9 protein-coding genes and 1 other annotated feature are annotated in these 13,838 nt (G+C 41.9%); all 9 genes read left to right on the forward strand.

The features are described 5' to 3' along the window. The first annotated feature begins 54 nt into the window (after positions 1 to 54). The 9 genes from ACFQV5_RS00675 (at position 55) to ACFQV5_RS00715 (ending at position 13,671) form a co-directional block, all read left to right on the forward strand. Positions 55 to 975: an ABC transporter permease gene (locus tag ACFQV5_RS00675; RefSeq protein ID WP_379242567.1), complete on the forward strand. Its 921-nt coding sequence runs from the start codon at positions 55 to 57 to the stop codon at positions 973 to 975. A 37-nt stretch (positions 976 to 1,012) separates the two neighbouring features. Beyond that, positions 1,013 to 1,894 carry a carbohydrate ABC transporter permease gene (locus ACFQV5_RS00680; RefSeq protein ID WP_379242569.1) on the forward strand — a complete coding sequence of 294 codons (882 nt, stop codon included), beginning with the start codon at positions 1,013 to 1,015 and terminating at the stop codon, positions 1,892 to 1,894. Positions 1,895 to 1,947: 53 nt separating this feature from the next. Next, complete coding sequence (locus ACFQV5_RS00685) at positions 1,948 to 3,519, forward strand: ABC transporter substrate-binding protein (protein ID WP_379242571.1); 1,572 nt, start codon at positions 1,948 to 1,950, stop codon at positions 3,517 to 3,519. Between the two features lie 114 nt (positions 3,520 to 3,633). After that, positions 3,634 to 4,683, forward strand: coding sequence for a glycoside hydrolase family 53 protein (locus ACFQV5_RS00690; RefSeq protein WP_379242573.1), 1,050 nt, complete (start codon positions 3,634 to 3,636; stop codon positions 4,681 to 4,683). Positions 4,684 to 4,774: 91 nt separating this feature from the next. Further along, positions 4,775 to 5,040: a binding site (T-box leader), on the forward strand. Between the two features lie 44 nt (positions 5,041 to 5,084). Further along, positions 5,085 to 6,725, forward strand: coding sequence for a methionine--tRNA ligase (gene metG / locus ACFQV5_RS00695; RefSeq protein WP_379242575.1), 1,641 nt, complete (start codon positions 5,085 to 5,087; stop codon positions 6,723 to 6,725). 128 nt (positions 6,726 to 6,853) lie between these two features. Beyond that, entirely contained in the window at positions 6,854 to 9,355 is a 2,502-nt protein-coding gene (locus tag ACFQV5_RS00700) for a GH39 family glycosyl hydrolase (RefSeq protein ID WP_379242577.1), read from the forward strand. A 195-nt stretch (positions 9,356 to 9,550) separates the two neighbouring features. Beyond that, on the forward strand, positions 9,551 to 10,792 hold the full coding sequence (locus ACFQV5_RS00705; RefSeq protein WP_379242579.1) for a PTS sugar transporter subunit IIC: 1,242 nt from the start codon (positions 9,551 to 9,553) through the stop codon (positions 10,790 to 10,792). 21 nt (positions 10,793 to 10,813) lie between these two features. Continuing rightward, positions 10,814 to 13,093: a beta-glucosidase family protein gene (locus ACFQV5_RS00710; RefSeq protein WP_379242581.1), complete on the forward strand. Its 2,280-nt coding sequence runs from the start codon at positions 10,814 to 10,816 to the stop codon at positions 13,091 to 13,093. Between the two features lie 239 nt (positions 13,094 to 13,332). Then, entirely contained in the window at positions 13,333 to 13,671 is a 339-nt protein-coding gene (locus tag ACFQV5_RS00715) for a DsrE family protein (RefSeq protein WP_379242583.1), read from the forward strand. Positions 13,672 to 13,838: the final 167 nt, after the last annotated feature.

Raw genomic sequence — 13,838 nt, forward strand, 5'->3', positions numbered from 1 at the left:
GCACCGCCCTTTTATAATGAGAGATATAGAGAAGAGAGGGGGAGGAAAGTAAAAATGAAAGGGCATACATTTTGGAGCGATTTGAAAAAATATAGGGTTCTCTTACTGATGCTAGCCCCGGCGGTTGCATTTTTCCTTCTATTTGCGTATATCCCGATGGCAGGGATCGTTGTTGCTTTCAAGCGTTATGATTACGCTGGCGGTATTTTCGGTAGTGCCTGGAATGGTCTGAGTAACTTCCGTTTTTTCTTTGAATCAGGGGATGCCTGGAGGGTAACACGAAATACTGCCCTGTATAATATAGCGTTTATCGTAGTAAATAACGCTTTGCAAATTTTCACTGCGATTATGCTGTTTGAGGTTGGAGGCAAATGGTTCCGTAAAATCACGCAATCTGCATTATTTCTTCCTTATTTTATATCGTGGGTTGTTGTTGGTGCGATTGCCTATAACCTGCTTAACTATGATATTGGTACGGTGAATGCGCTGCTTACAGGGATTGGGCTTGATCCTATTGATATTTACAACACACCAGCCTACTGGCCTTATATCTTGATTCTCGTCTCCGCATGGAAAAGCCTCGGTTATGGAACGGTTATGTATTTGGCCGCAATATCGGGGATCGATACCGAGATGTATGAAGCGGCTGAGATTGATGGAGCCAACATTTTTCAGCGGATCATGAAAGTGACGATACCTAATCTTTATCCAACGATTATTATTCTAGTTCTGCTTGCTGTCGGGAATATTTTCCGTGGGGATTTCGGGATGTTCTATAATATGGTCGGCAATAATGGGTTGTTATTCTCTTCAACAGATGTGATTGACACTTTTGTATTTAGGTCGCTGATTACTTCGAATGATATTGGCATGTCGGCTGCTGCAGGTGTTTTCCAATCTGTTCTTGGATTCGCAACCATCATGACTGTTAACTATGCTGTTCGCAGATATGATAAGGACCGCGCACTATTCTAACGAATAGGAGATCGTTTTTTATAATGGAGGTAACGATATGAAGCAGTTCGACCGTAAATTATTTTCGGGTATTGGTTATGTATCCCTTGTCTCTCTCGCGATATTGTGTTTGTTCCCATTTGTGCTCGTCATATCGTCATCCCTTACAGAAGAAAATAAAATCATAACTGAGGGTTATCAATTCTTCCCGACTGCGTTCTCTACAGAAGCCTACAGTATTTTATTTAAGTATCCCGAACAGATGGTTCAGGCTTACTTGGTGACAATTAGCGTTACAGTGATTGGAACAATACTAGGATTGTTTCTGACTTCAATGACCGCTTATGCACTTTCCAGAAAAGATTTTAAATGGCGGAATCATTTTTCGTTCTTTTTCTTCTTTACCACTTTGTTTAGCGGGGGACTTGTTCCGTGGTATCTGCTTATGGTCAACTACCTCGACATGAAAGATACATTGACCGCTTTAGTCATTCCGTTGATGCTCAATGTTTTCTACATTATTGTTATGAAGTCGTTTATGAGCAGCATTCCGGATGCAATTGTAGAATCGGCCAAAATTGACGGAGCAGGTGATTTTAAGATCTATCTTCGTCTAATCCTACCGCTGTCCAAACCGGCGTTAGCTACAATCGGTTTGTTTCTTGCCCTAGCCTATTGGAATGACTGGTATAATGCGTTGTTATTTATATCTGATGAAAAACTGATGCCGCTTCAATACTATTTGTACAAAATGCTTGGAAATATGGATGGTATGCGAAAAGCCATGATGGGAGCAGGTGCTGTCGTAACCACTTCAATCCCTTCCGAGAGCCTAAAGATGGCAATGACAGTTGTGGCCACCGGACCAATTCTATTAGCCTATCCATTTGTTCAGAGATACTTCGTTCAAGGTTTGACGATTGGCGCTGTGAAAGGATGAACCCGGGACAATCCGGTTTATCAATATATTAAATACAAGGGGGAAGGTTTGAAATGCAGAGAAAAAATAGATCCATTATGCTTGCACTCGTTTTAACTATTGTAATGATTTTGAGCGCTTGTGGCGGTGGCAGCAATAATGCTAATACGCCGGAGGCAGGAAGTGATTCTACTAACAACACGAATGCTGCAAACAATTCCGGATCTTCAGATAATTCCGATACTACTAAAGAAGTAAATCTAAAAATGATTTTTGTAGGACCAAAGCCTGTAGATTATGATAGCGTTTTCGCTGAAATCAATAAAATCTTAAAGGAAAAAATTAATGCCACCATCGAAGGTGAATTCCTGGACTGGTCTGACTGGGCTCAAAAATATCCATTGAAGCTAGCAGCAGACGAAGATTTCGATCTCATCTATTCGGCTAACTGGGCAGGCTATAATGATATGGCTTTGAAGGGTGGATTCCTCGAGCTAACCGATGAGCTGCTTAACAAATATATGCCACAGACAATGACGGCTATGCCGGAAGTGAGCTGGGATCAAGCCAAGGTTAACGGCAAGCTATTTATGGTTCCGCAAAACAGAGGGGAATCCATTGAAAAGCTTATACTGTATCGTGAAGATTTGCGCAAGAAATACAACCTTCCTGAAATCAATAGTCCAGAATCATATGCCACTTATTTGAAGACGGTTGCACAAAACGAAAAAGGTATTATGGCTTTCACTCCTGAAACAGGTGACTGGAAATATCATAATCTAGACCGTGTACTTCTGAAGCAGCAAAATGAATGGAATATGTTCGATCTTGATCTTCCTTTTGCCTTCAGATTAGATGACGAAAAAGGGCAAGTGTTTAACGTATACGAAACCAAAGAGTTTAAAGATTTACTCGTATATTACAAGGATCTTGCTGACAATAATGCATGGTCGAAAAACGTGCTGAATAGCAAAAATGATCATCAAGCCGATTTTAAAGCTGGTAAAACAGCATCGATCACGCATAACAACGGAACGCTTGGATCACTTATGGCCTTAATGCGCCAAGAAAATTCTCCATATGAAGTAGCACTAGCCGACGTCACCCCAGGTAAGAAAAAACAGATCGCGATTTCTACACAAAATGGTACGTCCATCCATGCGACTTCCAAAAATGTAGAGCGTTCTCTGATGTTGATCGATTTGATGCAAAATGATAAAGAACTGCATGATCTGATGATGTATGGTATTGATGGCGTTCACTATGAAGCGGTTGGCGACGATAAATATAAAGCACTTGATAAAAATCCGAACTATACCGGCTTCTCGAACTGGAACTTCAACTCGCCGCTAAACCGTGATAATGAAGCATTCCCGCAAGAAGCCAACGATTTAGCTAATGGATGGGAAGCGGATGTTTATCACTATCCACTTGAAACGTTTGTATTTGACAATAGTAAAGTAAAAACGGAAATTGCCAATGTAGGCAATGTAATGCTACGCTATGCAATTCCACTTGAGTACGGTGTTATTAAAGATATCGACAAAGGTCTTGTTGATCTGAACAAGCAGCTTGAATCAGCTGGTATTGATAAAATCCAAGCTGAGCTGCAGGCTCAAATCGATGCTTTCTTAGCCAACAAATAAGATATTAAACAGAATTAAGGGGGGAGCAATCAGGAAATGACTGCTGACCCCCTGTTTTTTTTGAAACTGAGTGGTACCAAAAGCTGATAGTTAACAAAGAAGGAGCAGTTGCATATGAGAACATCATTTATTAAAGGCGCAGACATTTCATTTGTTGACGAAATCGAAAGCGAAGGCGGCACGTTTTATGAGAACGGACAAGAGCGCGATGTACTGGATATTTTGAAAGATAGCGGTGTAAATTCAGCTCGTCTGCGTTTGTGGAACAATCCGGATTTTGATTATTGCAACCCTCAAAAGACCCTTAAAATGGCTAAAAGAATTAAAGAGAAAGGACTACATTTTTTACTGGACTTCCATTACTCTGATTATTGGGCAGATCCGTCCAAGCAATTTATGCCAAAGGATTGGGAAGGGTTAAGCTTTCCGCAATTGGTTGAACAGGTAGAGGAGTTTACAGCATCAATGCTGAGAAAGCTGGAAGCCGAGGATGCATTGCCGGATATGGTACAGGTGGGGAACGAAATTACGAACGGTATGCTGTGGGAAGAGGGACGTGTCGATGGCGAGCATAATACGCCGGAGCAGTGGGAGAAGCTGACAGCTCTAATCGCTGCCGGCGTTCGGGGTGTGCGAGCTGTGACGAAGAATGGGCAACCAATACCGGTGATGATCCATATCGATCGTGGCGGAGATAATACAGGCAGCCGATTCTTTTATGACAAGATTTCAGAGTTTGATATTGATTATGATATTATCGGGCTTTCCTATTATTCATGGTGGCATGGCACCTTAGAAGAATTCACGGATAATATGAATGACTTGGCCTGCCGTTACCGTAAACCAATTGTAGTCGTAGAGGTAGCTTATCCGTGGACAATGACTCCGCCAGACGAGCAGCAGCTAATTTTCAACACGGAGGAATGGGTGCATCCCGGTTTTCCTCCAACCGTAGAAGGGCAGAGGAAATGGCTTGAGGAACTAATCCGACGAATTAGGCAAGTGCCGAATGGCCATGGTCAAGGCATCTATTATTGGGAGCCGTGCTGGATTCCTTCCAAGCCGGAGTGGTCGGTTGGACACGAGAATAATTGGTCAAATTTAACGTTATTTGACTATCAAGGCAATAAGCTTGATTCCTTAGATGCCTTTTTGGAAAAGTAAACTGAATGATCATTAAAGAAGAGATAATCCAAACTTGTAACTTGACTTTGGAAATGATGTTCAGTATATTATTTCCAATAACTTGAATACCTGAAAAGCTAAGAAGAGAAAGAGTACCTTGGTGACGTCTTTTTACAGAGAGCTCCGGTAGCTGAAAAGGAGTAAAGAAAAATCCTTGGGAATATGGTCTCAGAGCTGCGCATCGAAACCTCATGTGGTTGTAGGCTGCGCCGGAACCCGCACCCGTTAATGTGCTAGGGTATAAACGCGAATAGCGTCGTACCTGAAAAGGTGAATGTCGTGAGGCATTTAATAAAATTGGGTGGTACCACGTGAGATTAAACTCTCGTCCCTTTGGGATGAGGGTTTTTTTGTGTGTCAAAATTGAGGGAGGGAATCTCATGGCGAAAGTATTTATTGGTGGAGCATGGCCATATGCGAATGGTTCTTTACATCTGGGACGATTGGCAAGTTTATTACCAGGGGATGTAGTGGCACGTTATTTCCGTGCAAAGGGAGAAGACGTATTATATGTGTCAGGTAGCGATTGTCATGGAACTCCTGTGGCTGTTCAAGCTATTCAAGAGGGAGTCTCACCAGGTGATATTGCAGATCGATACCATCGGGAATTTGTGGAATGCTTTAATCGTTTGGGTTTTACTTATGATCTATACACTCGCACCGATCAAGAATTTCACCATCGTGTAGTACAAGACTTGTTTCTGAAGCTTTTGGAGAATGGTCATCTATATAAAAAAACCATTCTACAGACGTATTGTGAAACAGATCAAAGATTCTTACCGGATCGATACGTTGAAGGGAATTGCCCCGTTTGTGGTAATCGTGCCCGAGGTGATCAATGTGACTTTTGTTCAACATTGCTCGATCCAGCAGATTTGTCAGAAAAGACATGTAAAATTTGCGGTAATCCTCCTACCGAGCGACCAACAGAGCATTTTTACCTTGCACTGTCTCAATTCCAAGCTGAATTGACCGAATACGTTGAAAAAGCACAGGGATGGAAAGGAAATGCTGTCCATTTGACTCATAGGTACTTAGATGAAGGGCTTCAAGATCGTGCGGTGACTAGAGATCTAACATGGGGTGTTGAAGTCCCGGTTGAAGGTTTTGATGACAAGAAAATTTATGTCTGGATTGAAGCCGTTAGCGGGTACCTGTCTGCAAGTAAACAATGGGCAGCTCAGACTGATGGTCGTTGGGAGTCCTTTTGGTTGAACGAAGAGAAGAATCTAACGGCTTACTATGTACATGGAAAGGACAATATACCTTTTCACACACTTATTTGGCCAGCTGTGCTCCTGGGAGTAGGGGGATTACATTTACCAGATCGGATTATCTCATGTGAGTACATGACATTAGAAGGGAAAAAGTTCTCGACAAGCCGTAACTGGGCAGTCTGGGTGCCGGATATTCTGAAAAGGTACCAACCAGATTCTATTCGCTATTTCTTAATTGCAAATGGACCTGAGAAACGTGACACTGATTTTTCATGGAGGGAATTCATTCACAGTCACAATGGGGAGCTGCTTGGTGCGTTCGGGAATTTCGTCAACCGTACATTGGCGTTTATCGATAAATCCTTTGAAGGACGTATTCCTTCAGGAGAACTTAGTCAGGAATGGATAAGGGCAACTGAAGATTTGTATCGAGATGCTGGAACATTAATTGAAGAAGGCCGTCTAAAAGAGGCGATTGAGTTGATTTTCACTTATGTTCGTCAAGCAAATAAATATTTTGATGAACAAAAACCATGGGTGCAAATCAAGGAAAATCGAGAGGCGTGTGGACTTACACTTCATACATGTGTTCAAATTATTGCGAATCTTGCAAATTTGCTCCAACCTTTCGTTCCCTTCTCTTGTGAGAAAATAAGAACATTTCTTAAGCTTGAACAGCCGAGTTGGGAGTTGATTTTTGTACCAGCTGACTTACAAGTTCAAAAGTTAGAACTTTTGTTCGAGCGCATTGACATAAGTCGGATTGAAGAAGAGCTGAGTTTATTGGATAAGCAAAAAATGTAGTCTAACCAAAGGATTGCAATGTCATTGAAGCCAAAGAAAATTTAGTTGGTAGCGCATGTATGGACTCTTCGTAAATATGTATGCTATAAAATAAGCGACTATTTTCACGTTAGAAATGAGGACATACGATGCGTTACCTTTACGAGTTTATTGAGCACGAGGCAGATATGCCATTCAAGCTGTTTGTTAACAGCGTTAAATATATTCCTTTTCACTGGCATAAAGAGGTGGAAATCCTTTATGTACTTGAGGGTTCGGTTATTATGCATCTGGATCAGAAACAGTTCACTCTGAATCAAGATGATCTGGTTGTCGTAAACAGCATGTCGGTTCACCAGATTGAGAAGAGCAGCCATGATAATATTTTATTAACGCTACAGTTTAGTCCCGAGTGGCTGAATGATAATGTATTTATTTCCTGTAATTCTGCATCAGAAGCAGAACCGAGCGAATTTCAGTATGATACCATTAAGCAAGAGCTTGCGAAGATGGTATGGGAAATGAACAAAAAAGCACCCGGGTATCGAAGCTATATCATGGGTAGACTGCAAACACTTTGTGGTCATTTCCTTCGCTATTTCTCTCAGGGAATAAATCCGGAAGCAGAGGATGGGAATAAGAACTACGATTATAAAAGATTGAACCGAGTTCTTACATATATAGATCAGCATTACAATGAGAAAATAACACTGCAGACGATGGCGGAGCAGGAGCATTTAAGCCTGCATTATTTCTCACACTTTTTTACGAAGAAAATCGGTATTCCTTTTCAAAAGTATTTGACACTGATTCGTTTGGAGAAAGCTCAATCAGAGCTTTCCGGAAGTGAAAAAAGCATTACCGACATTGCTATGGATTGCGGTTTTGCTAATGTAAAGTTATTCAACAAATACTTTAAAGAGAAATACGGATGTACTCCAGGTGCGTATCGGGAAGCCTCTATGGCAGCGGAACCGAACAAGGCCAATCGAAAACCACTTACTTATGAAGAGTCAACAAGTGGAGACTATTATGAATTGGATGCAATCCACGCAATGGGTGCGCTATATAAGTACCTGAATCTTACACCGAAAGCAGGAGAAGAGGTGGTCAATCCTCTAACATCCATGGTGACGGAATACGAAGATATCAGGATTCGGACTGATATGCCATTCCAAGAATATACGAAGCACTGGAATGTAAGTACGGCAGCAGGCAGAGCTGTGGAAGGACTCCGTGATGATTGGCGTAAGCAGCTTACTGAACTTGCTCGCCGAATTCCATTTCAATATATTCGGTTCCATGGCATTTTCAATGACGAAATGATGGTGTATAGCGAGGAAGATGACGGCACTCCAACTTATAACTGGTCGTACGTTGATAAACTATATGATTTTCTTCTGGATATCGGAATAAAGCCTTTTGTAGAGCTTGGTTTTATGCCTTCACAGCTCGCCCGATCTAATGAAACCGTATTTTGGTGGAAGGGCCATATATCTCCGCCATCCGATATGTCGAAGTGGAAGTCGCTTGTACGTGAGTTTGTTCGTCACTGTTTGAACCGGTACGGGGTGGAGGAGGTCACACAGTGGTATTTCGAAGTATGGAATGAACCAGACTTGTCAGGCGTATGCTGGGCAGGGACCAAAGAGGAGTACTTTTACTTTTATGAATCAACTGCTCGTGAGATCAAGTCCGTGCTGCCTGAGCTTAGAGTCGGTGGTCCTGCTTTGGGTTATGGTTCCCTATGGAACGATACATGGGCTGAGGAGTTTATGGACTACTGTAAAAGAGGCAATGTTCCGCTCGATTTCTTCTCATTTCATGTGTATTCGGAATATCCCTATCGTAAATCTGAAGGTCAAAGCTTGTCTCGAATGATGCCGCCTTCTTTTTATAAGGATAGCATTAGCCGAATGCAGCAGAAAATGGAGCATGCCGGTTACCCTGACTTGGAGCTGCATATGACAGAATGGAACTTTTCACTTTATGACCGTCATTTGCTGCATGATACCATGTTTATGGCTCCCTTTGTCATTCACCATGCACTGAACACAATCGGAGATATGAAATCCATGACGTTTTGGTGTTTTACGGATGTATTTGAGGAAAGTGTACCGCCTCCTTCTCCATTTCATGGAGGATTTGGTCTAATGAATAAGGACGGACTGAAGAAGCCGAGCTACTACGCTCTGGAATTCCTTCAGAAACTAGGTGATCGCATCCTTGCAAAAGGAGAAGGATATATCTGTACACAAAAGAGCGACGGGAGTCTTCAGCTTCTTCTGTACCACTATGTCCATATGGACCATCTGTTCTCAAGTGGAGATTGGTCAGAAATGTCTGAACTTCATCGCTATGAAGTATTTGAGGAGAAGGGGAACAGAGTATTTCGAATCAATATTTCACAACTTACAGGAACCTATAAGTATACTAAATACCAGTTGGACCGGGAACATGGATCTGTGTTTGATGAATGGGTTCATTTAGGAGCGCCAGCGATGATGTCAAAGGAGGAGCATGCCTTTATACAAGGAAGAAGCGGGCCTGCGATCCGGACAGAGATGATACTGAACAGCAGCTGGTACCAAGAAATTAATCTTCCCCCGCACGGAATTTTGTTACTTACATTTGAAAAACAGTATTCATAATAATTCAAGAACACCTCTCTGTCTTAAGGAGGGGTGTTTTTTGCTGTTTATTCTGGACAGAATGATTGAAGCAGATGAAGAGGGATAAAGTGAACAAAAAACGACCCTAACGGGGACAAGTTAGAACAAGAAAGCGCTCGCAACAAAAACTATACTATAAACATACCCAAGAGACATACAGGAGGGGAAACATAGATGAAACGTTTTATGAAATGGATGACAGAATCTTTTGCACCAAGGTTGGAGGCGGTTACAAACAATATCTGGATTGCTTCCATTCAGGAAGCCATCATGGTTGCCATTCCCATGATTTTTATCGGATCAATTATCACTTTGATCTCGATTTTGCAAGACTTTATTCCAGGAATGCCGGATTTAACACCAATCACAACATTTAGCTTCGGCTTACTTGGTCTGTTTATTGCGTTCCTGACACCTTACACCGTAATGGAAAAAAAGGAACGTCACAAAATTAAACTGCTCGCCGGTATGACCGGATTATCATTATTCATCATGCTGCTTAACCCAACCATCAATGAAGATGGAAGCATTAGCTTTATTCTGGAGCGCTTCGGCGCTGGGGGCATGATTACAGCTTTGCTTGTTGGTGTCTTCGTTGCTGTGATCATGACGATTACCGGAAAAATTTCGTTCTTTAAAAAAGGCTCGTCGATGCCAGAGTTCATCATGGATTGGTTTGACTTCCTTATCCCAATCGCAGTGATTCTGGGTACAGGTTGGTTGCTGGTATATCAATTGAACTTCGATATTTTTGCACTTATTGTAAGCATTTTCGAACCGATCAATGCTATGGGTCAAAGTTTGTTTGGATTTGTGCTGTTTAACTTTATCGGGGTTGTGCTCTATTCCTTTGGAGTCAGCCCATGGGTTCTCATGCCGATTTGGTATGCGATCTGGATTCCTGCGATTGAACAAAATGCTGCTTTGGTGGCACAAGGTCTTGATCCAGTGAACATTAATACATTTGAGACATTCTTCTCCGGCTGGCTTGGTATCGGAGGTATGGGGGCTACACTGCCACTTGTCGTTTGGTTCCTGTTCGCTAAATCGAAAAAACTGAAAACGATCGGTAAAGCAACGATTGTTCCTTCTCTCTTCAATATTAATGAACCTGTTGTATACGGCGCACCGGTTGCTTTTAATCCGCTCTTGATGGTGCCAATGTGGATCAATGGTCTGATCACACCAATTATTGTGTACTTGGCTCTAGATATGGGATTTGCACAAATTCCAAGTAAGATCTTTCAGTTATGGTATACACCGCTTGGAGTATCAACTTACCTGATGTCTGGATTTAACGGATTGATTTTGCTTGCTATTGTCCTTCTGATTGTGTTTGCCGTATGGTTCCCATTCTTTAAATTGTATGATGCTCAGGAACTGAAGAAAGAACAGCATCCAGAAGAAACAGCGTAATGAAATGAAAGGGTGATTTGAATGAATACTTCTATTTCGAACTTGATTAAAGAAATGACATTGAGTGAAAAAGCATCTCTGTGTGCTGGATTGAATATGTGGATGACCAAGGGAATTGAAAGACTGAATATTCCTGCAGTTCATATGTATGATGGAACGAACGGTATTCGTAAAACGATGAGCGATGAAGAGATGGGGATTACTTCGGAGAATGTACCTGCAACCTGTTACCCAACCGGATCAGCGATCGGTTCTTCCTGGAATACGGATCTGCTGAGAGAGGTCGGGGAAGCACTGGGAGATGAATCCAATGAGATGGATGTTAAACTTCTGCTTGGACCAGGGATTAATATGAAGCGGACTCCGCTTGGCGGAAGAAACTTCGAATATTACTCTGAAGACCCATGCCTGACTGGTGAACTCGGAGCCTCCTTTATTAACGGTCTTCAGAGTAAAGGGGTTGGAGCTTCACTGAAGCACTTTGCTGGTAACAATCAGGAGCACGAAAAAATGGTGACCAGCTCAGAAATTGACGAACGGACACTTCGCGAAATTTATTTAAGTGCCTTTGAACGCATTATTAAAAAATCAGATCCTTGGACCATAATGTGCTCTTATAACCTGCTTAATGGCTCGTATACGAGTGAGAACGAACACTTATTGGATGATATCTTGCGAAAAGAATGGGGATATGATGGAGTTGTACTGTCAGACTGGACAGCTGTTAACGACCGTGTCCGTGGATTAAAAGCGGGACTAGATATTGAAATGCCGGGGCCTGCGATCTACAATACGAACGCTATTATCAAGGCTGTTGAAAGTGGTGAGGTTTCCGAAGAGCAGCTCAATACTACGGTAGGCCGCATTCTGAAATTTGTTGAGCGTGTAACAGGTGAGAAACCAACTCCGGAGTCCAATCGAGATTATCATGCTCTCGCCAGAAAAGCTGCAGCGGAAAGCATCGTGCTTCTAAAGAATGAGAACGGTGTACTGCCTGTTCAGTTAGAATCAACCAAGTCCATTGCTGTAATTGGCCGCTTTGCCCAAAAGCCTAGAATCCAGGGGGCTGGAAGCGCGAAAGTTACACCGACACAGGTGGATATTCCTTTGGATGAGATGAAGAAGATAGCTGGAGACGCTGTAGCAATAGACTTTACAGAAGGCTATCCGGATAATGATACGATTAATGAAGAAATGATTAAAGAGAGTGTAGAGCTCGCGGCTAAATCAGATGTTGCCATTCTATTTGTGGGTCAGCCTGAATATGCCGAGTCAGAGATGCGTGACCTGAAAGGAATTGATCTCCCTATTCAACAGGTTCGTCTCATTCAAGCTGTTGCAGCAGTTCAACCGAAATGCGTTGTGATAACAAGCAGCGGTTCCGCCTTAGCGATGAGCCCTTGGGTTCAGGATGTTCCTGGTGTTATTCATTCATGGCTGTCTGGACAAGGTATGGGTAAGGCGCTTGCTGAGATTTTGTTCGGCCTTACGAATCCGTCTGGTAAATTGTCTGAGACCTTCCCGGTTAAACTTTCAGATAATCCAGCTTACATGAGTATTCATGGAGAGAACGGCAAGCTTATTTATCGTGAAGGGCTGTTTACTGGTTATCGTTACTATGATAAAAAAGAACTTGCTCCACAATTTCCGTTTGGACATGGTTTATCCTATACAACATTTGATTATAAAGATTTGAAAGTTGCTCAGGTAGAGAATGGAGCCAAAGTCTCCTTCACGATTGAGAATACAGGAAATATGAAAGGTAAAGAAGTTGTTCAACTGTATGTACATGACGAAGAATGTAAATGGATCCGTCCAGAGAAAGAATTAAAGGCATTCACGAAGGTTGAGCTTGAACCTGGTGAGAAGAAAGAAATCGAATTTGAATTAGAAGAGAGAGACTTTGCTTACTACAATACTAAAGTTAATCGCTGGGTAGCAGAGACAGGTTATTTCCATATTGCACTCGGAAGTTCATCTCGTGATATCCGGATTACAGAGCGCCTGTATTGTGATTTTGGTACAGAGGAAGTTAAGCTTCATAAGTTCAGCCTTCTGAGTGATTGGATCAATGATGAAGCATCGAAGCAAGTGTTAGAAGAGTGCTTTAATGAAATGAATGAACATGTCGTAGATAAAGTATATCTGAATGAGGAATTCGTTGGTTTCTGGGAAGACGCCCCTGTCATTAAGCTGTTCCAAATGTATGGACAGACTTGGCTTAATAATCGTTCACTAGAATCTGTGATGGAAGAGCTTATTCATCAGGTTGAAGAGAGACGGCAAGCAATGGGCGCCTGACGCATCCGGTCAGCAGGATCGATCCCAATGGCCAATCGATATCCGAGAATAGACGAGAAGATTTAACATGCCGCTGAAAAGCGGCTTTTTTTTGTTGTAATAAAAATATTACTTACGATGGTGTGATGACAGTTATTCGTTGAATTCTATTTTTGCTGAATTGTATCCGTTATAATAACAGATAAGTATCTTACGTGGAGCAAAATACGATTATAAATACGAAAGGAAAGAATATTTCAATGAAGAATAAGTTGATATTTCTGACAACGGACAGCTTGGGCAATGGGGATAGGGAGCTTGGAACGCAGCTTTTAGAAACTTTCTTTACACTTTTGAAGCAGCGAGAACAGCTGCCAGCAGCTATTTTCTGTGTTAATCGGGGTGTGTTTGCTTTAACGGAGCAGTCTCTGACTTCATTACATTTGAAAGAGCTTATGGACAAAAATATCCCTGTGCTCGCCTGCGCTACCTGTGTTGATTATTATAACTTAAGAGAGCAGTTGACCGTTGGAGAAATATCCAGCATGGGACACTTTATGGAACTTGCTGAACAGTTTGAAGTTTTAACGCTTTCCTAGGTCAATCTATTGTATTTGATAATAATCAATTTTCCTGTTGATTTCTCACAAAGGGTTATGGCACACTATAGAAGTACGATTTAATTTCAAATTTTTTCCTCGAAAGGAGATGTTTATAATGGCTGCTAATATGGTATGGGTGATTTTTCTTTAACCGAATATCGGGC

It is taken from the genome of Paenibacillus sp. GCM10028914 (assembly GCF_042666275.1).
Taxonomy (GTDB): domain Bacteria; phylum Bacillota; class Bacilli; order Paenibacillales; family Paenibacillaceae; genus Paenibacillus_AQ.

Bases quoted from the DNA above. Each gene is read 5' to 3' on its own strand.
- ACFQV5_RS00675 (WP_379242567.1), top strand. From the start codon at position 55: ATGAAAGGGCATACATTTTGGAGCGATTTGAAAAAATATAGGGTTCTC.
- ACFQV5_RS00700 (WP_379242577.1), top strand. From the start codon at position 6,854: ATGCGTTACCTTTACGAGTTTATTGAGCACGAGGCAGATATGCCATTC.
- ACFQV5_RS00715 (WP_379242583.1), top strand. From the start codon at position 13,333: ATGAAGAATAAGTTGATATTTCTGACAACGGACAGCTTGGGCAATGGG.
- ACFQV5_RS00680 (WP_379242569.1), top strand. From the start codon at position 1,013: ATGAAGCAGTTCGACCGTAAATTATTTTCGGGTATTGGTTATGTATCC.
- ACFQV5_RS00710 (WP_379242581.1), top strand. From the start codon at position 10,814: ATGAATACTTCTATTTCGAACTTGATTAAAGAAATGACATTGAGTGAA.
- metG (WP_379242575.1), top strand. From the start codon at position 5,085: ATGGCGAAAGTATTTATTGGTGGAGCATGGCCATATGCGAATGGTTCT.
- ACFQV5_RS00685 (WP_379242571.1), top strand. From the start codon at position 1,948: ATGCAGAGAAAAAATAGATCCATTATGCTTGCACTCGTTTTAACTATT.
- ACFQV5_RS00690 (WP_379242573.1), top strand. From the start codon at position 3,634: ATGAGAACATCATTTATTAAAGGCGCAGACATTTCATTTGTTGACGAA.
- ACFQV5_RS00705 (WP_379242579.1), top strand. From the start codon at position 9,551: ATGAAACGTTTTATGAAATGGATGACAGAATCTTTTGCACCAAGGTTG.